Origin of the sequence: Nostoc sp., assembly GCF_036916735.1 — a bacterium.
Taxonomy (GTDB): Bacteria; Cyanobacteriota; Cyanobacteriia; order Cyanobacteriales; family Nostocaceae; genus Nostoc.
In genome coordinates this window covers 14,628-37,273 of sequence record NZ_JBALFV010000016.1, presented here as the reverse complement: position 1 = coordinate 37,273, position 22,646 = coordinate 14,628, and the positions used below count along the sequence as shown (strand labels likewise).

The following is a 22,646-nucleotide window of genomic DNA, read 5'->3' as shown; positions in this document are numbered from 1 at the left end:
AATTTTTTGTCGTCAGTGAGTGGTCCAGAAAAGTCTACAGAACTGCGATAGAAACTAAAGCTGCCTACGGTAAATTATGCTACATAGTAGGGAATGCTTTGTAATTTATTGATATTTTCTCCTAATTATCATATAGTTGGTTGTTTAGGTGGTAGTAATGCGATCGCCCAATGTATTGAGAAGAAGGCTCTAACTACTAAGGTCAAAACTCTAATGAAATCGTTCCCAGCACAGTCAATGGTGCTTGAGGGAAAGCATAGTAGCCATTCGTGTCGTAATATTTGACATCAAAGATATTCTTAAAGTTGAGCGCAGCCCGCCAATTATCATGTTTGTAGGAGATTGCGGCATCAGTTCTGACGTAAGAAGGAATAGTAAAGGGATCGCTCTGGTTGGCAATGCGATCGCCAACAAAAAAGATACCTGCACCAAACTGTAATCCTTGCAAGTCACCTTTTTGAATTTCATAAGTTGTCCATAAAGAAGCGCCATGATAGGCTGCATTTTCCAGTCTGCGTCCTACTGGAATGCTGTTATCCTTACTAACAAATGCATCATTCAAATACCCAGAAGCAATAATCTTCCAACCTGGTAAAATTTCTCCTGCTACATCCAGTTCAATCCCTCGACTTTTCACTTCTCCCACCGCAATTGAGAAGTCGGTATTGTTAGGGTCTGTTGTGAGTATGTTTGTTTTGGTAATATCATAGGCGGCTAGCGTTGCTGAAAGCCGTTGATCAAAAAGCTCAGATTTGATACCAACTTCGTACTGTGTACCGCGAGAAGGTTCGAGTATTTCTCCACTAGCCGTTCTGCCAGTGTTGGGAACAAAGGAACGGCTGTAACTAGCATAGAGCGAAATCGGCTCTATGGGTTGATAGACTAATCCCACACGGGGCGAAAAGGCATTACCGTTAAACTCAGAGCTATTGATGTCTCCACCTAATGGTCTTGTACTATTGACGCTATCAACAAAATCGTATCTACCACCAACCAGCAACTTCAAATTAGATAGTAGAGTTATCTGATCTTGCAAATAAAGACCTAGTGTGTCGGTTTTGCCAGAATAATAAGTAGCATTTTCTAGGGTTGTAGGACGGCCAGCACCATAGACAGGATTGAAAATATTGATTAAGCCAGTACTATAGTTATAGTTAGATAAAAGACCAGGTGGTGATGTGTTTCGACTCAACTCCAAACCTAGCAGGAGTTGATGGGCAATTGAACCAGTGTTGAACTTACCAATTAAATCAGTTTGCCAGGAGTAGTATTTAGTGAGGAGATTGTCGTTTACTGAGTAGTCGCGCTCCAAAGTACGACCATCTGGTTCAATGATGTTAATGTTGACATAGGCACTGTTATCAACAAATGATTGGAAAAAAAGAGCGCTTCGCAGTTGTAAACTTTTACCGAAATGCTGATCCAGCGTTAAAGATGCGCGATGATAGTCTAGATTGTTAAAGTCATTAGGCTCTCCGAAGTTGCGAGTGATGGGAAGCGTCAGAGCGGGGCTGTTCGGTGGAAAGGCGCGATCAAATCCTCCACGTCGTCTACCATACTGGTATTCAAAAGTGAGAGCTGTGTTTTCACTAGGCTTATAAGTGATGACAGGGGACACAGTGAAATTATCATAATTATAGAAATCCCGGTAACTGCCGGAATTTTCGTAAGCAACATTCAAGCGATAGAGTAATTTTTTGTCGGTGGTGAGTGGTCCAGAAAAGTCGATGGTACCCCGATAAAAACTGAAACTACCTACTGTAAATTCTGCTGCGTAGTAGGGATCGCTTAAGGGTTGCTTAGTCACATAATTGACGACACCGCCCGGTTCAATCTGACCATACAATACAGAAGCAGGACCTTTAAGAACTTCAACTCTCTCTACGCTGGCTGTAGCTGGAGGATAGCTGCCGGTTTTGAAACCATTTGTCAGAATGTTGTAGTTGGTAAATCCTCGAATCGTGTAGATATCAAATGCATTGGCAAAGCCTGTTAACGGGGACACGCCGGACACATTGCGGGTCGCATCGCTAATCCGTGTGATTTGCTGGTCTTTGATTACCTCTTGCGGAATTACTTGAATCGACTGAGGAATATCGCGCAACGGTGTGTCGGTTCTGGTTGCAGTTGAACTATCTGTGACACGATAATTATCTTGCTCACCAGTCACTACTAACTCAATTGGCTCATCACCCGAAGCTGATGGTTGAGTTGGTTGTGTCTGATTCTCTGGCTGACTAGTTTGTGGCTGTTGTGTTTGCGGTTGCTGCTGTGAAGGCGTGGCAGATAAAGCACTTGCAACAGAGAAAATTATCCCCTCATCTGGACTATCAAATAACTCCACAACTGGCTGACTCACTTCACCTGTGACACTCACCCTGATAGTATTGGCATCAAGGTTTGTCACCGTGATTTCGCTAACACCCGCTATTGGTTTATTCGAGCGAAAAGTAAAGGTATCGCCCGACGGTAGGCGCAGTTGGGCATTTGGAATATCAGCGATAAAATTATTGCCAGTAGAATGATTTACTAGCTGCAACTGTTGCCCCTTAGATGTCTGTAAAATTACCTCCACACCTTTGGAGGTGGGGTTTGCTTTGACTTGGGTAACTTGGACAATTTCTGATGTAGGTGTTGGCGACTGCACTAATAACATTTGGGCGCTAGTAAAAACGGGTTCTAGCTCACTTAATTGCCTAATTTTCCTATTTGCATGAGTTGTTGTCAAATTTATCTGGTGTAAGCTTGGATTTTCTTGGTTGTCTGTGAGATTCTGGCTAGGATTCATTTCCTGTGCCAATACAGTCTGTGCAAAAAACACCGATACTAAAGTAGCCGCCAACAATGGCAGTTGCAAATTCCACATATTTTCCTCACACCAAGATAAAGAGAGCAGGCGTTAGCAACAGAGCAAAAATATTTGCTCGTTAGTCGAGAAGTTTTCTCAAATTGCTCTTGCTAGTACAATACAGCATTTATGTAAAAAAAATGGCTCCAAAACGGAATTTTTTTGCGCCCTAATTGGAATTTCGGGGTAGATTAATACAAGTAATAGGTCTAAATATTCTTTTGCATTTGATACGCTTTGGGATTTACACCGTATTTTTTCCTAAACGCACTCGCAAAGCGACTGCGGTTAACATAACCAACAATTTGAGCAATTTGTTCAATTTTCATTTGCCCTGACAGCAGTAATTGCCTGGCTTGTTCCATGCGATAGTCGTATAAGTAACCAAACACTGTAGTCCCAAAAATTTGACGAAACCCGCGTTTTAGAGTGTATTCGTTAATACCTACCTGTTTAGCTAGATCAATTAATGAAGGTGGGTTATTGATATTTTGTAATAGAATCTCTCTAGCGTGATGGATGCGATCAATTTCTTGAAGCCGTAACAGCTTTTCTGTTGGTGCTGCTACTCGATCTGCTAACTTGAGGGAAACTAATTCTAGCACTTTGCTCTCCAGATACATTTTGCGCGTTAGTCCCTGATAAGGACAATGAAGAATTTGCTGGAGCGCGATTTGTTTGGCTGGGGTAATCAGACTAGGACGTAGATTAAAATACTCTGGTACACCTGCGATCGCTTTTTCTAAATCTTGCGGTAGTTGTTCTCCATAACTTTCGATCAACGTCCTTAGCGTTTCTGGTTTAATTATCAAACTTACCCACCTCAGATTACCTGCTCCATCAATGCTGTTATTCGACTGTGGATACACACCGCCAAAAATATAGTCTTCTCCTGACTTTGTCGGTTGTCCAGCATAATCTTGTCCCGCTCCAGCTAAAATAAATCCAAATTCTAAACTGTTTTGGTGATGATGAGTAATCCACTTGATTGACTGTGGCAAATAGGTTTCAAGAATTTCAATGAGAATACCTTCACGCAGAGGTATCCAGCGATAATAGCCTGAACCAAGTTCTTTAGGATACCGACAAAGACGATCTTCTTGATGAATTGGATCAATTAAGAGTTGTGGATTTGCTGCTTTTCTCAAATCCCAAAAATCATATACAGTGATGTTAATTGTCATCGTGGGTGTACTATGCGATGGCGTACTCGCCCTTTCCGGTGGCGATCGCTGTTGTTTAGATATATTACATCTGTGCGTAGGCGTAGCCCGTCGTAGACATCGCCCAATTCATACTTCAATCAAGTTGAAAAATTGTCAAAATAATTGTTCAATACAAATAACAACTCCCCACCCAAATGACTGAAATCCTTTCCATCCTGTGTAACCGATTACTCAATATATTGTTATGGATAAGCTGATGCGCGTCTATATTGTACATTTTTGCATTTAGACCGTCCTTTGTCATTGGTCATCTGTCCTTTGAAATACAAATGACTAATGACCAATGACCAATGACAACTCTCACGACTAAATATACAAATTAAATGCGTAACAGCTTAAAGCTGTTTTACCAGTAGCCAAATATTTCCTTGCCAAACACTATTGGATGGTCGCATTGACTTCCTCCCCCAATACAATTGACTCAATGCGAACCTGTTCAAGCTCCCGTCCAATCAATACTAATCGCGTTTGACGCGGTTCATGGGGTTGCCAAATCCGGTCATAAAAGTAGTCAAATCGATTACCGACACCCTGTAATACCAGACGCATGGCTTTGTTCGGAACTGCTACAAATCCCTTAATTCGATAAATTTCTTGCTGTTGCACTAATGTTTGCAAGCGTTTGACTAGTACAGTCGGCTCAAATGCTTGGTCTAAGAGTAGTTGCACGGCATTAATCCCGTCATCATGTTCGTGTTCGGCTTCGTTGTCGTGGTGACTGGGACGACTATCTAAGTTGTCTTCTACCGCAGCGTTGAAACCGAGTAATAAATCGCTACTAATTTTCCCATCCTGGCAAGGAATGACTTTTACACCAGGGGATAAGTTCTGTTTTAGCCACTCCTGCACCTTAACTTGCGTTGGCAAATCAACGCGATCGCTCTTAGTCAACAATACTAGGTCAGCACAAGCCAGCTGATCTTCAAACAGTTCCTCGATGGGCGTTTCGTGTTCTAGGCTAGAGTCGGCTTGTCGCTGTGCTTCTAGGGCTGCTAAATCACTTACATATTGATTAGTTGCCAACGCTTCACAGTCCACCACAGTAATTACGCCGTCTACTGTTGCGCCTGTGCGAATTTCCGGCCAGCGAAATGCTTGCACCAATGGTTTTGGCAGTGCTAGTCCAGAGGTTTCAATCAACATACAGTCAAGGCTGGCGCGTCGTTTCAGTAATTCTTGCATCGCTGGGAGGAATTCTTCTTGCACCGTACAGCACAGACAACCGTTGGTGAGTTCCACAATATTATTGTTGGGGTCTTCTTCATCGTCACAAACTCGGCAGTCACGCAAAAGTTCGCCATCAATGCCGATTTCTCCAAATTCATTCACCAAAACAGCAATGCGTCGTCCCTCATTATTTTGGAGTAAATGGCGAATTAACGTCGTTTTGCCTGCACCTAGAAATCCTGTAATTACTGTGACGGGAATTTTTTGCATATAAAGTGTGTCGTTTGTTGATTAATTTTGCGATGTGTTAGAGGTTGTTCAAACCGCAGATATCACATATTCAGCAGGCGTTAAAATTCAAATGAATACTAACACAACTGCGATCTGCTTGCATAAAAATCAATGGTCGATCTATACTGGCATTCGTCATTAATCGCGGCAAGTCTCATTCTTTACCAAAGCTTGCCAAAGGAAATGCTACTAGAAGGAAAAACAAACTGCCAATCCAATCATAAATTTATAATAACGAAACCCAAATCAACGCCTAACAGTATCCTGATTTTTAGGAATAATCTTCTTTTCAGAGTTTAATACAATGTTAAAAAATGATAATTTCTAATTAAAATATATAAAATTAATTAATACGTATCTATCTTAGGTTATAGTTTATCTAGCTTAGAAAAATTGATAGTTGATGGTTTTGAACAGCATGATAACTACACTCATACTGAGTATCATCCTTTTCAATCTATAAGCATATATTCTTAACTTAAAAACCATGAGATTAGATCATAAGTACAATAGCGTTGCCCAAATAAGAGCATGAAGAGGTAAGAACTTCGCAGTAGAGTTATTGTTTCTCACCATGACAACTCAAAAACTACTTGCAGCCTATGCCGGACATTTTATCAGTGTTTCAATGCTTATTACCGCAGATAAACGCTACAATGACGCGGCAATTAAACCAGATAATTCTAGGCATATTTTACAAAAAAAATAAATCTATATGCATAGACGATCGCGCTTATATTTGTTTTTAGGAGTATTAACGAGTTCTAGCTGTTTTATCTTCAGTGTAGCAGCCCAAGTCCCATCTAATTCGCAGCAGTCCTCGACTCGGAGTGAAGCTCAAGCTGCTAGTTGGTTTGAAGCCCATCGCGCGCAACCTGCCGCTTTACGAGCATTTGTACAGCGAATGCCGAAGGGAGGAGATATCCACAGTCATCTAAGCGGGGCTGTGTACGCAGAACACTATCTGGAGTGGGCTGCCACCGATGGATATTGTGTGAATCCAAAGGTGGGGGCTTTAGTTGAACCTAGTGCTTGCAGTCAAGACAGTAGCTATTTTCCCGCCTCAGAATTATTAAACCGAACATCTGTTTATGATTCCCTAATAAATCGTTGGTCTACTCGCAACCTCCAATTTGCTGGAAAATCCGGACATGACCAATTTTTTGACGCTTTTACTGGTTTTGGGGCAATATCAGATTCTGCAAGCCGTCGGGATGATATGGTCGCGGAAGTTGCAAATCGGGCAGCTTCGCAGCATATTACCTATCTAGAATTAATGCTTACCGTTGGGGGCAGTGAGGTTCGACAGCTAGGGCGTAAAGTTGGTTGGAATCAAGATTTTGCTCTGATGCACCGTCAATTGCTCAAGCGAGGATTAACCGAGCTAGTGACACTCGGCAATCAGCAATTAACACAGTTGGAGCGTGAAGTTGCCAAAACACTCAGTTGCGGCACTCCATCGGCACAGCCTGGATGTACAGTGACGGTGCGCTATTTGCAGCAAACTACAAGAACAAAATCGCCTGTTGAAGTATTTGCTCAGTTAGCTTATGCCTTTGCACTAGCTTCATCACAAAAGCGAGTTGTTGGTATCAATCTCGTCGCCCCAGAAGACAACCCGATTGCACTACGTGACTACACCCTGCAAATGCAGATGCTGCAATTTTTAAAACGCCAATTTCCTAATGTTAAGGTCGCACTCCATGCCGGAGAGTTAACCTTAGGGTTGGTTCCGACCGAGGATTTACGTTTTCATATTCGACAAGCTGTAGAAGTAGCACACGCATCTCGCATTGGACATGGTGTGGATATTCTTTTTGAAGAGCGTCCTTTCGAGTTAATGGCGCAAATGCAACGACGCGGTGTGTTGGTAGAAATCTGCCTGACCAGTAATGAGGTCATTTTGAATGTCCAGGGAAATCAGCATCCTTTTATGGAGTATTGGAAAGCTGGAGTACCAATGACTCTTGCCTCAGATGATGAAGGCATTTCCCGCATCGATTTAAGTCATGAGTATTTGTTAGCGGCAACTAGATATGGGCTGGGATATAAAGACCTCAAGCGACTAGCTCGCAATAGCTTAGAATATAGTTTCGCTCCTGGAAATAGTCTCTGGAAGTCGCCTGAGTTTAAGGCAAGGGTTCCAGCTTGTGCAAGCGATACCCCTGGTGATACCACTGTTTCTACTGGGTGCAGTGCTTTTTTGCAAAAGAGCGAACACGCACGGATTCAATGGCAACTAGAGTCGGAATTTGCTCGGTTTGAGTCATTGCAAAACTGGTTATAACTTAAAACCCAGCGACATAACTCAGTAAAGTTACTAATCTCTATTTACTCTTTAAAAATTATTTCAGACAATTAAGTTTAGGAAGAGCCAGTATTGGACTCTGTTTAGATGATTCAAGGAGACAATCACTAATAAACTAGTACGCCACGGCGTAAATAGAGTAACCATCTAAAATCCCTAAAGAGCTTATTTTATAATACTTTTGACTTTTGAATGCGTGATTTTTGAATTCTGCCTTGCGGTACTAGTGTGGTAAAATTTAGTAGAAAAAACGACTCTCTAAATTAGCCAATTAACCCTTGGGGTCTGTGCGAAATCGATACTGTTCAATTCTAGCTTTGTGGTATTTTTGCAATTGAGAGCTAATTCGAGCCAAGTATCAATATTAACTTGTGCTAAATCAGATGCGGTAGTGAGGCAATCCATAATCCAATTCGTGATTCCCCAGAGTCACTACATCTGGAGCGAGGTAATTCATGATTTCTATGGTTGAAAGACCTTTATATTCCTTATCAATCAGAGAACCCTGGAGCATATCACCAGAAATTACAAAAAGCACGTTTTTCTCTGATTGGCGCACCTGATTAATATAGCCAGAAAGCAGCACCACTCCGCCAATCAGATGACCTTCTTCACCTCCAGCCTCTGCCAGAAAGTCTCCATGCATATCATTTGAATGCAAAATCGTGAACTTTTTAAACCGCTCTGTGGTCATTATCATCTTTTATCTTTGTAAAACTAAATAGATATTATTTTCACCCAAATCGGTGTCCAGAATAATTTTGGAATGATTGTGTAAAAGTGCGATTGGACATTGCCCAACCTTTGTCACTCGTCAGACAAGTTGAGCGAATAGCTGCATAAACCGTTCAGTATCTACATCTAAACAAGCCTCTACATTGGGCGGATTGGTTTCCTCATCTCTGCGATCGCGCCGATCGGCTAGTGACATTCCTGTTGTGAATCGTCCTTCGGTTTCAACCATCATATACAGCGATTCTGTCGTTACTAAACATTTTTATCAATCCTAATGAGTATGTTAATCAAGTCCTGTAATTGAATTATCTGTTCAGTTGGAGGAGAGGTTGCTAGAACACCGATTCATTAATAAAACATAAGATTGAAAAGCCTTGTTTTTAAGTCTTTTCCAATTAAACTTTTCTTATTGAAACCTAACAAGACTTGGTTTTATCATGATAAATCTGATTACTGAATCGGTGTTCTAGGTAGTTCTCAACATCTTGCCACAGCCTAATAAAATTCATATCTGAATCATAGCTTCGTGACTGAAGCATATTCCAAGAAAATTCAATATTCCATTTATGTGCGAACGTATTAATAAATTTTTGTTCCCGTTCATCCAACCTTTCATCAATTAATGCAATCTGGCAGAGAATATCAATGATTGTTTTATGCTGAGGCGGTTTAAATAAAGCTATTGTTAAATCTCCAACTTCCTTTCGCTCTAAATTGAGAGCTTGCTTTAGTAATGTGAAAAAGTTTTTATGACGTTCTCCAGGAACCCATAGTTCTATTCCCACTGAAATATTAAATGTCACGAGCAATAGATATAGAGCCTCTTGAATAAATCCCTGCCACTGACCAACAAACAGATAATTTAATGTAAATACGCTACCTGGCACTATACTAACGAACATCGCCGTAATCGAAATACTCTCAGCAACCGTTTTATCATGCTTGCGCTTCCAGAGCTTGTTTGCCCGCAGATAAATATCTGTAATCGTGAATCCAAGTGAAGCAAATGTCAAATAGAAAATTAGTTGTCTAAAGAATTCCATGTTTGAATAAGTTCCTTCTTACGATCGCCAGTGGTCACATTTGTGAAATAACTAGTCAATAATAGCCACTAACTACTAACCCAAAATCAAGAGAGAGCGACTCTACAAGAGAAGCTTAGAGTTTGGCGGTTATAAATAGGTGCTTCAAATCTTCAATCAAGCTAGTAAAAAATTTACCTTCATCTACCTGTAACGCCACCCAGGCATTTGCTGTTGTTTTCGTGGCAGGACGACTATCAATCAATGTCTGTCCTAGTGTCCACTGTCCCTTTGTTTCAACCTGGACTTTTGCTCTTTTCAACATCAGGGTTTCTGGATAAAACAAGTATCCTAATGTTGCCGCATCATGAACAAGAAAAGCTGGAATTCCTGCTGTCTCTCGATAATCCAAGGCTGTGCCAATCATGAACTCACAAAGATCCCTCATGAACTGAGAAAGTTTACTCTCTAGATTCGCCTGAGTGGCTGCCACAGTCATATCTCGCGTAAAAATTAAGCGTCGGGTCACGTCTAATGGCAGCACAACAATATCGTCTCGGCTATCAAATACTATCTGAGCAGCTTCAACATTGAACCAAATATTGAATTCTGCATGGGGAGTCACATTACCAGCACAGAAGAAAGCACCCCCCATAATCACGATTTCCTTGGCTTTTTTAAGGATACCGGGACTTTTTGTTTCCGCTGCCGCGAGGTTGGTCAAGGGTGCGATCGCTACAATGGTAATTTCTCCTGGAGCAGCATTCAACTCCTCAATAATCAGTTCATCGGAGTAGGGAGCGTCTTTAATGTTGTGTGTGGCAGGGGGTAAAGTATGAGAAAGATTGCCCATCCCATCCGACCCATGAATATGGCTGGCATCTTCTATAATTTCTCTTTTTGCAAGGACACCGCGACCCACTTTAATGTGTGGAAATCCTGCTAAATTTAAAATTTGGCTAGCACTAGAAAACGTGCATTTGGCAGCGACATTACCATCTGCGGAAGTAACAGCGACAAGTTCAGCGAGTCCTCTTTTTACCAAGCTCAGAAGCCACAGTAAGGTATAGATATCATCTCCGCCTGGGTCGGTGTCGAGAATAATTTTGTGATGCTTAAGTTGAGTTGTCATTGTAAAAATTGTTTAAGTAAAGGATGATTGTATAAAAGTCTAATCGGGCATTATCAAAAGCAACTTTTGCCGAGTTATCATGCTAATTGCTGCTCCATAGAACTGCTCTGAATTGGGTTAATTCTCTAAATTCAAAGTAATTACTATACTTGTGTCAATAAGCAGCGATAAATGCGACTATTTTTTAGCTTATTGAGAATAAATTATTTTATTGACATTAGGCGATGTCTACGACGGGCTACGCCTACGCTCTGGTCAAGCAGCCCTGGAGGGTGATGATTTGCTCAAGGGTCTAATTACAAAGCTATGTATCTTTTTAGTTTATTCGTAAGTACAACTGAGTCTTGAACTGTCTTAAGCAAACATAAAAATTTTATACCTCGGTTATGACTTTTAGAGCAATTTTGCAAATACCTTTGCTTTAGCAGTTTATTAAAGCATTTTTATATGAGACAAAACAAGCATATGAATGTCATATATTTTTCTCTGTTATCAGATATTTTTCGTTAATGTTTTACAGACTAGTTTTTTTGTCAATACATAAGTATTCTAACTTTGAAGATAAGTAAGTCTGCATGATAAAATGCATCTATGTTTAGTTTTGTAAAAGCTGTAAAATCACTTATTTATATGCTGTTTGCTGATTTTGCATTTCATTACATAGGTTGATTTTTTAACGCTGATTTTATTACAATGTCATAAAGATTATTTTAAAAAATACTTGTATAAAATTAGACAATTTATAAAAACTATATTTTTACAAAAACGCTGCTAAGTCCATATAATAGTAAGTGTTTATAGTAATTAAATGTATGTAAACTCCTTGTATAACTATTATTTTATGATACAACTTTAATTAATTACTTATCTTGAGATTGAATTTATAAATAACCTCTTACAGATTTTTGTGAATAATCCTGTAAGCGGTCTACTATTTTTAATTGCCATGTTCATTTAGGCTCCTTGGTTGGGGACAATGAGCTTGCTAGGAACTGCAATCGCAACATTAACAGCAATTATTTTACAAAAACACTTTGCGAAAACTTTCCAGATGAATCGGGATGACATTCAAAATGGCATTTTTGGTCTGAATGGATTACTCACTGGAGCGGCAATCGCATCATTGGGGCTATTTGGCAATGGTACATAGAATCTGAATTGGGCGATCGCAGTAGTTATATTCGCTTCTTTGTCAACGGTATTAATGGAAACTGTGTGAGTCTGGTTTGCTAGTAAATTCCGAGTAGCTCCACTCGGTATTCCATTTCATATCGTGTTGCTGAGTTTTGTGATGATCGTGCTATTTCTACCCCAAACTTTCTTTAATTTTGGATCTTTACCGCCTGTTTCTCCTAGTCAATTTAACGGTTTGCGACTCGCAGGGTCGCTACCGCTTAGTATTGGGCAGGTGTTTTTTCCAATAGCTGGGTTGTAGGAATTTTGGTTGTTCTGGGGATTGTCATCTGCACCCCGATTAGTGCGATTGTTGGCTTGCTGGGATGCGTAATGTATTTACTTGCAGCAGTAAACCTGCAAGTGACTCCTGACGATTTGTATACTGGGCTATGGGGTTATAATGCTGTGCTAACGGCGATCGCCATTGGTGGAGTATTCTACACGCCAAATCTATTCAGTATTTCTATTGGTTTGGGTTGTGCCTTTGTTGCATCGCTTGCTAGTTGGGGCTTGGCAGCGTTGTTTGCTCCGTTAAAATTGCCTGTACTGGCGCTGCCATTTGTAATTGTAACTATTAGCTGTTTTCTGATTTTACGGCGATCGCTACCCTCGCTCGTACCAGTAGCACTGCATACAGTTGCCAGTCCCGAAGAACATCGGCAAAGGTTTTTAGTGGCAAAGCGGATTATTTCTAACTTTCGCCGTATCTTGCAGCTGCCATTCAAAGCAAGCCGCGTCAACTGCTGTTTAAACAAGCGTCTTCTAGCTTTAAAGGAGACTTGCGCTATATCTTCGATGCCATCGACCAAGACCAAAGCGGACATCTGTGTATTGAAGAATTAACCAATCATTTAAACCAGGCAGGCAAGGGGTTGTCGGATAACGAAATCGCGCTGTTATTCACAAGTATGGATAGCGATCGCAGCAACACAATCGACTTTGAAGAATTCGGTGAGTTAATGCTGCGTCATCGTCAGTTGATGGCAGAATACAACGATTTTCTCACTTATTTTTTACCAATCGATGCTGATGAAGACAATCTTATCAGCCTTGATGAAATGAATATCGCAATGGCAAGTGTCGGAGAATCACCACTGACAAAAGATGAAATTATGTTTCTGTGTGATCGCAAAGGGCAACTATTGACTTGGAATCAATTTATTGAAGCGATACTAGTGATTTAAATAGCGATGTCTACGATGGTCACTGAGCTTGTCGTACTCCTACGGAGAAGCAAGCCAAGCTACGCGCAGCGTCTCGTAGAGAAGTGCGGGCTACGCCTACGCAGCTTGGGCATTTTTCAAGAAAATAACTCAATGTGTTGAATTTTATTAGTACAGAGAATTTTTTTATGTGGCATCTTGGCTCTGAATTGTTGACATTTTATTTTATTCCTCATGGTCATTGCTATCTTTGGAAACCCAGTTTAGTTTCGCTACACGTTATCTCTGACGCACTCATTGCCTTATCTTATTACTCTATTCCCGTTACACTTTTCTACTTCGTTAGTAAGCGTAAGGATTTGCCTTTTAATTGGATTTTTCTGCTATTTAGTGGATTTATCGTAGCTTGTGGCACTACTCACATCATGGAGATTAGGACGCTTTGGTTTCCAACTTATTAGGTATCAGGATTAATCAAAGCGCTAACAGCAATAATATCTGTATTTACAACCGTACAACTTATCCCCTTAGTTCCACAAGTCTTAGCACTTCCTAGCCCAGCTGAATTAGAACGAGCAAATCAGGAAATCAAACTCTTAAATGAAAAACTCACAGCTGAAAATCTCCGAATGGGTGCTGAACTAGAGGTGACTAAACGGTTGCAACAGATGATTTTGCCCCAACCAGAAGAATTGGAAATTGAAGGACTTTGAACGAGACATTGCCTTGGTGACACTGAATGTATCTGCGTATCCGGCTCTCGCGGTTTTTATTCTAGGTATTCTTAAATTTACCTTCCATCAGTTGCCCTCTGTGAAGCTAATTGACGGCATTGAAAATTTATTAGCAGCTAGTTTAATTGTTTCGATTAGTTATTGGCTAGTTCAACTATTTACTCAGGTTTTCATCTATTACCTGTGGGGGTATACCCAAGAAACTGAATCTATGTGGGATGATGTACTTTTGCCCCTGCTAGAAGCAGTTGTTCCCGTAATCGTTTTCACGCTGACCACTGTTTTTGTGCTGAAATCCTTTGGTGTGGATCTAACAGGAATTCGGGTAGCTTTAGGTGGAGCAACCTTTGTAATTGGCTTTGCGGCTCAGGGAATTTTAGCTAACTTTTTTAGTGGAGTTGTATTACTGATTGATACTCCCTTTCAATTTGGTGATGTCTTGCTGCTGGAGAATGGCTCCATTGCCATGCTGCGAAAAATTGGGGTGCGAGTAACTCAACTTTATATACCATCTAAGCATTGTGATATTTATATTCCTAATAGCACACTGCAAAGTCAAAATATTACAAATCTCAGCCGTCCGACCTCGTACTATCATTACTCTACCGACATGAAAGTGCCGATCCCGCTGAATGTTGAACAAGTAAAGTACGTGATGGTAGAGGTTATCCAGGCTCATCCCGATACTTTAGGCGATATTGACCAGAAATTAGCACAGATTGATCGCTACTATCAGTTAGAAGGATTAGAAAACCAACAGAAGATTGGTAAATTGCGTCTGCTTGCCGAACAGGAAGTGAACTTTAAACTAGAAGAAATTACACCTGCACTTGAGGCACTTATCGTCACCTTGCAGTTTGCTGAAAAAGGTGGCATGACCAAGGAAGAAATTGAGAATGTACAACAAGAGTATCGAGGGATTTTAAGCGCGCTCGGTTTAGAAGTTGTTCCCGAAATCTATCACAATCGCTCAGTTTTTCTACTTAAAGAAAATCGTTCTCAAGACAGTTTGATTGAACTAATCCGAAATTGGTATCGTATTTACATTTGGGATTTTCATCTTTTAGATAATGATAGCAGTATTCTTACTGAAGAATGGGAACACAAAATCAATTTGTTAAAGCGGAGAGTGCAGCGTTTATATCAAAAAATTTCTAATCCTCAAAGTGAAGAAACCCGATTAGATGACTATGTAATGGAACTGAACCGATGGTTACGAGAACGGTTTAAAGAACCCCGATAAAAGTGGCAGGAGCCACAAGTTTTAATCAAAGGAATCGAAAATAGTGACGCGATAACTTACGTTCAGTTCAACCTGAATTTCTTCATTGATGATATCAGACTAGAAAACGGTCGTCGGGGCGATCGCGTTAGCAGCCAAATTTATGAAGAGGTTGTGCGATACCTCAAGCACAGCGCCAGCGAAGTAATAAAATCAAATGCAACTATCACTGTTCAAGGCGAAAATACTAATTCGTAATACTTCGACTACGCTCAGTACAAGTTTGTAATTAAGAAAGTCAGATTTTAGAGAGTTGGTATAACTTAGCTGCAAATTTTGGTAGTTGCCTCAAGCTTGGCTTTGTTAATGACGCGTGCTGACGATTTTAATCTGAGTTTGATTGTTTCAGGCTTGTTATTTTCATCATTTATATATTTGTTGCTCCTCATCTACGATCTCGACAATCCTTTTGAGTATCACGGCAAGTCCAGTGTAGATGTTGATTTGTCAGTTTTAAAGCGATCGCGCAACCAACTAAAGTACCTTGCTTGCAACATTCTTATATTTCAAGTAGATGGAAGAAGTGGTTTATCCAAAACACTCTCTCAGTGTTCTACAAAATTTATGTTATATTTCATACTAATTCTACAGTATTCCCGACTTTTCAAACAATCTCTTAGATTGTATCGAAAATTTATCTATAAGAATACTAAACAAATTTTATTCTCGTTCAATTTGTAATGAATTAGATTTGATATAAAATAAACATATTGTATGTAATTTCAGGAGTTTCTGATATGACAACTCAATTGAAAAAAACAGCTAATGTTAGCAAAATTAGCATTGAAGTTAAGGATGTTCTACAGCAGAATGTACAGCTTTTAAACTCCTATGGACAAGGTTCTGATGGTTCGGATTGTTCTGAAGAAAATGGTACTAAGCTAATCAGCATTTAAACTGTACCTTATCTAAGAGAATGTCATTGGTCATTAATCATTAAATTTTCTTAAAAGCAAATGACTAATGATTCGTTAAAAAAAATCGAGTCTCATTATACAGTATTTTTCTTTATGGAAGTTACGGTAAAGGATAGACCACTAATAACGTGATTTTTAATTGAGTTTTAGATTCAGTAAGAGATAATTTTCTAATGTTAAAATTAAATATTTAAAAAATAATTAGCTAGATTTTAAATTTTTTTAATGTAGGATCAGCTGTGCTAAGTCTGAAATATTTAATTAAACCATATCAAATCGATACTTTCCTAGAAAAAAACTGGACAAAAGAAGCCATTTTTTTACATAGTGATGGAGAAAGAAATTTCAATAATCTTTTTTCGTGGGACAAACTTACAGATTTAATTAATTACCATGAGTTTGAGTTTCCCAGGTTGCGTTTATCAAAAAATGGAAAAGTTTTAGACAAAAATGAGAATAATTTTTTTTTAAACACTGTCAAGAGTGAGCAACTCTTGTTATTGATAGGATACATAAATTAGTACCTGAAATTGCTACTTTTGCTTCAAAACTTCGGCATTCTCTAGGATGTAGAGTTCATGTGAACTTATATTGTTCACTTGCAAAACAACAAGGTTTCAGTTGTCATTATGATCTCCATGAAGTTTTCATATTACAGATTGATGGTCAAAAAGAATGGCAAATATTTAATGATACATTTAAATATCCATTGCCAATTCAAAAATCAGATTTATTTTCACCACCTGATGAACAGCCATATTTAAATTGTGTTTTAAAACCAGGAGATATTTTGTATATACCACGAAGACACTGGCACTATGCAGTTGCTCTCGATCAACCTTCTTTACACTTAACTGTTGGAGTACACTGTAAAACAGGTATTGATTTTTTAGAATGACTAATTAGTGAATTATCTTATAAAGAAGAGTGGCGTAAAAGTATGCCTCTAATTACAGATGAAGCTTCTGCTTCTGAGCATTTGGATAATTTAATCCAAAATCTTGTTAAAGATATTACTAATAATGATGATATCCCAGCTGAATATATTGATTTTATTAAAAGTTCAGAAAATTCAAAATATAAAGCTATTAGATCGAGTATTCACTTGTGATAGAGCTAAGTGCCCCTCTGCCTACACCCCTATAGGATATTTTTTTAGTTGGAAATCCCTAAAAAGAAAGTGACTCTGAAAATCAGAGCCACCCTTAAAACTGTATTCTGAAACTTTTTAACTTTTCACAATATCCTGGTGTAGATGTGTAAGAATTTACTTCTTAGCTTCAGCAATGGGTACCCATTCAGTGTGGAAAGTTCCGGGCTTATCAAGATGCAAGTAGGTATGTGCGCCGAAGTAGTCGCGTTGTGCTTGAGTTAGGTTTTGAGGCAAGCGATCGCGACGATAGCTGTCAAAATAATCCAAAGATGCGCTAAATGCGGGTACTGGAATTCCCAGTGTTGCAGCTGTCGCAATCACTTCCCGCCAAGCAGTCTGTCTGTCGAGAATTGTTTGCTTAAATTTGGGAGCTAATAACAGGTTAGGCAAAGCTAGATTTTCGCTAAAAGCCTTCTTAATCTTATTCAAAAAGCCAGCGCGAATAATACAACCACCTTTCCAAATCCGCGCCATTTCGCCCATATTCAAAGTTTTGTCCAAAGTCCAATAACAATTAATAGTGATAAGTGACAAAAAAAGTGACTCTGAAAGAGCCACTTTCAAATTTACCAACTAAAACTCTCTAAACTTTTGGAGAAGTTGTAGGTGTTGTAGGTGTTGTAGGTTGTGTAGCTTGCATCGGTTTCGGTGTGGAAGTGTGCACGGATGCTTCAGAAATCGGTGTCCATTCGGTGTGGAAGGCTCCAGGCTTATCAAGTCGCTCGTAGGTGTGCGCCCCGAAGTAGTCGCGCTGGGCTTGAGTGAGGTTTTGGGGCAAGCGATCGCGTCGATAGCTGTCAAAATAATCTAATGACGCACTGAATGCTGGTACTGGAATTCCCAGTTTTGCTGCTGTTGCCAACACTTCCCGCCAAGCTGTTTGTCTGTCGAGAATTGTCTGCCTGAATTCCGGAGCCAATAGCAGGTTAGGTGGCGCTGGATTTTCGCTAAATGCGTTCTTAATCTTATTCAAAAATCCAGCACGAATAATACAGCCACCCTTCCAAATCCGCGCCATTTCACCTAAATTCAAGTTAAAATTGTAGGTTTTTGAAGCTGTAGCTAACAACGCCATGCCCTGAGCGTAAGAACAGATTTTCGAGCAATACAGGGCATCTCGCACCATATTGATAAAGGCTTTGGTATCCCCCTCATACTTACCAGAAGGACCTGTGAGTATCTTGGATGCTGCTACCCGCTCTTTTTTGAAGGAAGACATGATCCGGGCGTTCACAGCTGCAATAATTGTCGGTACAGCAACTCCCAAATCCATTGCAGTTTGCACTGTCCAGCGTCCGGTTCCCTTTTGCCCTGCGGCATCAACAATCAAATCGACTAAGGGTAGATTTGTTTCTGGGTCAATGTAGGGGAAAATCTTTGCTGTAATTTCAATCAAAAACGAATTGAGTTCGTCGGTGGTGTTCCATTCGGTAAAAACTTCGTGTAGCTGATTATGGTCTAGTCCAGCAACATTTTTCAGCAAGTCGTATGCTTCTGCAATTAACTGCATATCGCCGTACTCGATGCCGTTGTGTACCATTTTGACGTAGTGACCGGCACCACCAGGACCGCAATAGGTTACGCAAGGCCCATCGTCAACTTGGGCAGCAATTTTATTAAAAATTGGTGAGAGATACTCGTAGGAGCTTTCTGTACCTCCAGGCATCAAAGATGGGCCATTTAGCGCACCTTCTTCACCACCACTAACACCCATACCGATAAACCGAAGTCCAGCGGGTTCTAATTCCTGAGTGCGTCGTTCTGTATCTTCAAACCAAGAGTTGCCACCGTCGATAATGATATCGCCTTCGTCTAACAAGGGTTTGAGTTGAGCAATTACCGCATCTACTGGCTTACCAGCTTGCACCATCACTAGAATTTTACGGGGACGTTCCAACGCGGCAACAAATTCTTCTATGGTAAAAGCGGCTTTGACGTTCCGTCCTGGCGCACGCTGCGCCATAAAGGCATCCGTTTTTTCTCGGGAGCGGTTGTAAACTGCAATTGGGAAGCCATTGCGCTCCACGTTTAGAGCGATGTTCTCACCCATAACGGCTAATCCAATCACACCAAAGCTTTGTAGTGTCATAAAAAATTTCTGGCTAACTCTTGCAGATCCTTTTACTTTAAGGGTAGTCCGATATTTTCCCTTCTCTCCTAAAGAAGACCTTAAGACTTGAATAAATGATAAAAATCCACAATTAACACGGATAATTAATTTTAATTTGTATCTAAATCAACAATTGACTTGCAAAATTGTTTAATTAAGGGACTGGAGACACTTCGACAAGCGCTAGTTGAATCTCGACTTCGCGGCAGTTGAGCGTAGCCGAAACTCGATTTTTGTGCAGTCGAAGCTCAGTGCATCGCTGGGGATTGGGGACTAGGAAGAAATTTAATACCAAGTTGCCAAAGCTAGTATTGTTTAGTATCTAAGCTCTGCTGGACTAGCTTCAAGCAAATAATACTATTTATCACAACTTGGTATAATTCACTAAATTAGTTTTTCTTCCTAATACCTAATATCCAGTCCCCAATCCCCAATCCCCAATCCCCAGTCCCCAGCGATGCACTGAGCGCAGTCGTTGTGTCCCCAGTCCCCAGTCCCTAGTCAAAGGAGTAACCAAATAATGCTGGCATTTGTCCTAGCTTTGGTAGTCGGTTTTGGTAGTTTAGCCATTTACATAGCAGCTTTCTTTTTTCCAGAAATCCACCGCAAGAACGACTTTATCTGGAGTGGTGTAGGACTTTTCTATGCCTTAGTTTTATGGGTGTTTGCACCACGCATTACTGGAGGTTTGTTGCTGGGTCATGTGGCTAGTGTGGCTCTTTTGGTCTGGTTTGGCTGGCAAACTCTATCATTACGTCGCCAACTGACCCCCCAAGCACAACAAACCCAAGTACCCAGTCCTGAGACAGTGAAAACTGGCATTCAGGAACAGGTAAATAAGTTCTCCCTTCAGGAACGGCTGGGCCAGTTGCAAAAAGGTCTTGGTAGCACCTTTAGTGGCGTGAAAGATAAAGTGCAACAAACTGGGAGTAAAAAAACACCCACAACCCCCAAACCTGAAGACATTACCTCTGTACTAGTAGAGAAACCTGCTGTTGAGATTATCGACAAAACTACTACTATACCAGAACAACCAGCAGAAAAGACAGTTACTACTGACACCGAAGTCAAAACCGAGAGTGTACCGGAAGCGATTCCACCACATCCCCCATCTCCTGAATTGGTGGAAGCAGCGCAAGCAGATTTTGAAATTGAGGAGAAGCAACCGATTCCTGTAGAAGAAATTGCGCCAGATGCGGTACTCGCTCCTCCAGCAGAAACGCCACCTGACAAAATACCGCCTAATCAAGCTAGTTGAATTTAGTAAAACCTAACGTTAACCTAATATAATGTTGGGTTTCACTCAACTTGTTTTAATGTTCTGCCATAAATTGGCTGCAATAAACCTTGATAAATGACCAACATTAGTTATTGCGATCGCAACATCTGCACCGATAATAGTTACAGCTTGGGCTACTAACAATACTGTTCGGTTAAGAGGTTGTTTGAAAAGTGGTTGGCTGTGATTTTAGGTACTAACTTGATCCCCCTAGCCCCCCTTAAAAAGGCTACCGTGTATACATAAGTCTGAATAGCTTGCGAACCTGGATTTTACCCTACCCTAACCCTCCCTTTATAAAGGGAAGGGAACTAGATTTCTTTTTCCCCCCAATGCATCGGGGGATTAAAGGGGGTAATTCGACTTGTGTATACACGGTAGCTTAAAAAGGGGGGAAGCAGAATCAAAGTCCCCCAATTTATCGGGGGATTTAGGGGTATATAGAACGTTTTGTTCCCGAGAAGAAAACTTTTCACACATCCTCTTACTAGCGTATTTGTATCATGATTAAAGTGAAATACTATAACATCATCTTCAACAGAAAAGTTATTCAACTTTGGCGCGGAGTGCAGGAGATCGAAAGAAAGTTGCAAATCCAGCTTGTCGCTCGTTTAAAGGTTCTAGAGCATCGTTCCAAAGAGTTTCATAATAAAAGAAGGTTATGCCTAAACCGCGTTCTTGAGCAGCCCGCACCTGAGACTTAATTTGCTGGATGGGAACTGGATTATTTCGTAACCCTGTCATAATGCCAATTCCAGTCGGAATTATTTGTTGTGCTTCTTGAATTTCTGGACAGGAAAGATTAGCTACAAAACTTTGCAGATTCGGACGATAAATTTGCACAATTAACTCATCCACAATATTTTGCCGTATCCAACTGAGCCAATCTTGCAAGTGAAACTTGTAAGCAAAATCATAGTAATTAGGAGAAATAGAGAAAATCGCCTGGGGTTTTCTCTGCTTCACGGCTTGGTTAAGTTGTACCATGAACGCCGTAATTTTATCAGCCCGCCACTTTACCCATGCCGCATCTTGAGAATTAGTTGGGGGAGGATTCTTCGTTTCTTTGGTGTACAAAGCAACTGTATATTGGTCGTAGCCAAATTCGTGAGGCAAACTCATGTGATCGTCAAACTGAATGCCATCGGCATCATATTGGCTGAGAGTTTCCAGCACGAGATTGGTAATAAACTGTTGCACTTGCGGAAGGAACGGATTAAGCCACATAACCTCACCTGCCGCACTAATCGAAGTTTGGCTACCATCCCGCTTTTGTGTGAACCAATCAGGATAATTCATTGCCAATTCCGACGTTGGGGGAGCCATAAAACCAAACTCAAACCAAGGAATTACTAGCAATCCTTGGCTATGGGCTTGGGTAATGAGGTCTGCTAGAATATCATGTCCATCTAAACCTTTGTAGACAAAAGGTTGAATCCCTGCACGTTGTGCGATCGCACTAGGATACATCACATAGCCAGAATTCCACACCACAGGATAGATTGTGTTGAAGTTCATCTGTCGCAGTTGACTCACCGCATCCTGCACTTTGTCCCGATTTTTAAGAGTGTCAAAATCATTAGTGGTCATCCAAACCCCACGAATTTCCTGACGGGGTATCTGTGCGCTCGCTGGGGTGAAACTGTCCACCAACAATACAGTAAAAAAGGATATTAAAATGAGAATCGGAAAAAGAGACTTGAGTAATCGTCGCCAACTTTGAACAATAAAAGATGATTTCATAAATTTGAATGATGCATTAACTACCCACACACGCGATTGCTCGTTTTTATGATTGAATCTACTAACCATATAGTCTATAAGTATTTATGCTTAGTATTGAATTGGTGAGTTGGTAGTTGTTCGTTTCCTGCCTATGGATGGAACTTTTGCACCAGAAAAACTAAAGCAGACAAATTAAGATAGTTGACGCAGCTAGTAGGCATTTGTGCCCAATAGATATTGGAATGGGGCATTGGGCATGAGGGATTGGGAAGAGACAAGGGGAACAAAGTAAAATTTTCTTCTTTAACTTCCTCTACCTTCCCTGCTCCCCCTGCCTTCCCTACCGCCTGCCCCCTGATATTCACACTCCTCCACACC

The 22,646-nt window shown here is 40.5% G+C and carries 16 protein-coding genes and 4 pseudogenes; 10 read left to right on the top strand and 10 right to left on the bottom strand.

Features of this window, described 5'->3' with window-relative positions:
- Positions 1-202: 202 nt before the first annotated feature.
- The 3 genes from V7L20_RS04275 to cobW all read right to left on the bottom strand — a co-directional run bounded on the left by V7L20_RS04275 (position 203) and on the right by cobW (position 5,511).
- The gene (locus V7L20_RS04275) at positions 203-2,866 is read right to left on the bottom strand and encodes a TonB-dependent siderophore receptor (protein WP_334742870.1); all 2,664 of its coding nucleotides are present in this window, start codon (positions 2,864-2,866) and stop codon (positions 203-205) included.
- Positions 2,867-3,057: 191 nt separating this feature from the next.
- Entirely contained in the window at positions 3,058-4,032 is a 975-nt protein-coding gene (locus V7L20_RS04270; RefSeq protein WP_334742869.1) for a helix-turn-helix transcriptional regulator, read from the bottom strand.
- Between the two features lie 420 nt (positions 4,033-4,452).
- Complete coding sequence (gene cobW, locus V7L20_RS04265; RefSeq protein ID WP_334742868.1) at positions 4,453-5,511, bottom strand: cobalamin biosynthesis protein CobW; 1,059 nt, start codon at positions 5,509-5,511, stop codon at positions 4,453-4,455.
- Between the two features lie 736 nt (positions 5,512-6,247).
- Here cobW and V7L20_RS04260 point away from each other — a divergent pair.
- The gene (locus tag V7L20_RS04260; RefSeq protein WP_334742867.1) at positions 6,248-7,819 is read left to right on the top strand and encodes an adenosine deaminase; all 1,572 of its coding nucleotides are present in this window, start codon (positions 6,248-6,250) and stop codon (positions 7,817-7,819) included.
- Between the two features lie 400 nt (positions 7,820-8,219).
- Here the strand turns inward: V7L20_RS04260 and V7L20_RS04255 are convergent, their stop codons facing one another.
- From V7L20_RS04255 to V7L20_RS04240, 4 genes are all read right to left on the bottom strand, one after another.
- On the bottom strand, positions 8,220-8,534 hold the full coding sequence (locus V7L20_RS04255; protein ID WP_334742866.1) for a metallophosphoesterase: 315 nt from the start codon (positions 8,532-8,534) through the stop codon (positions 8,220-8,222).
- 120 nt (positions 8,535-8,654) lie between these two features.
- Positions 8,655-8,807, bottom strand: a complete 153-nt coding sequence (locus V7L20_RS04250) for a hypothetical protein (RefSeq protein WP_334742865.1) — start codon at positions 8,805-8,807, stop codon at positions 8,655-8,657.
- 184 nt (positions 8,808-8,991) lie between these two features.
- On the bottom strand, positions 8,992-9,618 hold the full coding sequence (locus tag V7L20_RS04245) for a hypothetical protein (protein ID WP_334742864.1): 627 nt from the start codon (positions 9,616-9,618) through the stop codon (positions 8,992-8,994).
- 115 nt (positions 9,619-9,733) lie between these two features.
- A complete protein-coding gene (locus tag V7L20_RS04240; RefSeq protein WP_334742863.1) occupies positions 9,734-10,729 on the bottom strand; it encodes a nucleoside hydrolase in 996 nt (331 codons plus the stop codon).
- A gap of 967 nt (positions 10,730-11,696) precedes the next feature.
- On the opposite strand from V7L20_RS04240, the gene V7L20_RS04235 reads away from it, so the two are divergent.
- From V7L20_RS04235 to V7L20_RS04200, 8 genes and pseudogenes are all read left to right on the top strand, one after another.
- A complete protein-coding gene (locus V7L20_RS04235) occupies positions 11,697-11,879 on the top strand; it encodes an urea transporter (RefSeq protein WP_334742862.1) in 183 nt (60 codons plus the stop codon).
- A 275-nt stretch (positions 11,880-12,154) separates the two neighbouring features.
- A pseudogene (locus tag V7L20_RS04230) lies at positions 12,155-12,748 on the top strand (urea transporter); the annotation flags it as partial.
- Positions 12,685-13,089: an EF-hand domain-containing protein gene (locus V7L20_RS04225; RefSeq protein WP_334742861.1), complete on the top strand. Its 405-nt coding sequence runs from the start codon at positions 12,685-12,687 to the stop codon at positions 13,087-13,089. The pseudogene V7L20_RS04230 and the gene V7L20_RS04225, both read left to right, overlap by 64 nt.
- A gap of 167 nt (positions 13,090-13,256) precedes the next feature.
- Positions 13,257-13,659, top strand: a pseudogene (locus tag V7L20_RS04220) (hybrid sensor histidine kinase/response regulator); the annotation flags it as partial.
- 108 nt (positions 13,660-13,767) lie between these two features.
- Complete coding sequence (locus tag V7L20_RS04215) at positions 13,768-15,045, top strand: mechanosensitive ion channel family protein (protein ID WP_334742860.1); 1,278 nt, start codon at positions 13,768-13,770, stop codon at positions 15,043-15,045.
- 776 nt (positions 15,046-15,821) lie between these two features.
- Positions 15,822-15,980, top strand: a complete 159-nt coding sequence (locus tag V7L20_RS04210) for a hypothetical protein (protein WP_334742859.1) — start codon at positions 15,822-15,824, stop codon at positions 15,978-15,980.
- Positions 15,981-16,500: 520 nt separating this feature from the next.
- Positions 16,501-16,899, top strand: a complete 399-nt coding sequence (locus V7L20_RS04205; protein ID WP_334742943.1) for a JmjC domain-containing protein — start codon at positions 16,501-16,503, stop codon at positions 16,897-16,899.
- Positions 16,900-16,941: 42 nt separating this feature from the next.
- A complete protein-coding gene (locus V7L20_RS04200; protein WP_334742858.1) occupies positions 16,942-17,112 on the top strand; it encodes a hypothetical protein in 171 nt (56 codons plus the stop codon).
- A 156-nt stretch (positions 17,113-17,268) separates the two neighbouring features.
- Here V7L20_RS04200 and V7L20_RS04195 read toward each other — a convergent pair.
- Together V7L20_RS04195 and gndA are read right to left on the bottom strand one after the other, a co-directional pair.
- Positions 17,269-17,643: pseudogene (locus V7L20_RS04195) on the bottom strand (NADP-dependent phosphogluconate dehydrogenase); the annotation flags it as partial.
- A gap of 178 nt (positions 17,644-17,821) precedes the next feature.
- Positions 17,822-19,243 (bottom strand): annotated as a pseudogene (gene gndA / locus V7L20_RS04190) (NADP-dependent phosphogluconate dehydrogenase); the annotation flags it as partial.
- Positions 19,244-19,784: 541 nt separating this feature from the next.
- Between gndA and V7L20_RS04185 the strand changes: the two are divergent.
- Positions 19,785-20,522, top strand: coding sequence for a Ycf66 family protein (locus V7L20_RS04185; RefSeq protein WP_334742857.1), 738 nt, complete (start codon positions 19,785-19,787; stop codon positions 20,520-20,522).
- Positions 20,523-21,089: 567 nt separating this feature from the next.
- On the opposite strand, the gene V7L20_RS04180 is transcribed toward V7L20_RS04185, so the two are convergent.
- Positions 21,090-22,355 (bottom strand): glycoside hydrolase family 10 protein, encoded by a 1,266-nt coding sequence (locus V7L20_RS04180; protein WP_334742856.1) that lies wholly within the window; start codon positions 22,353-22,355, stop codon positions 21,090-21,092.
- Positions 22,356-22,646 lie beyond the last annotated feature (291 nt).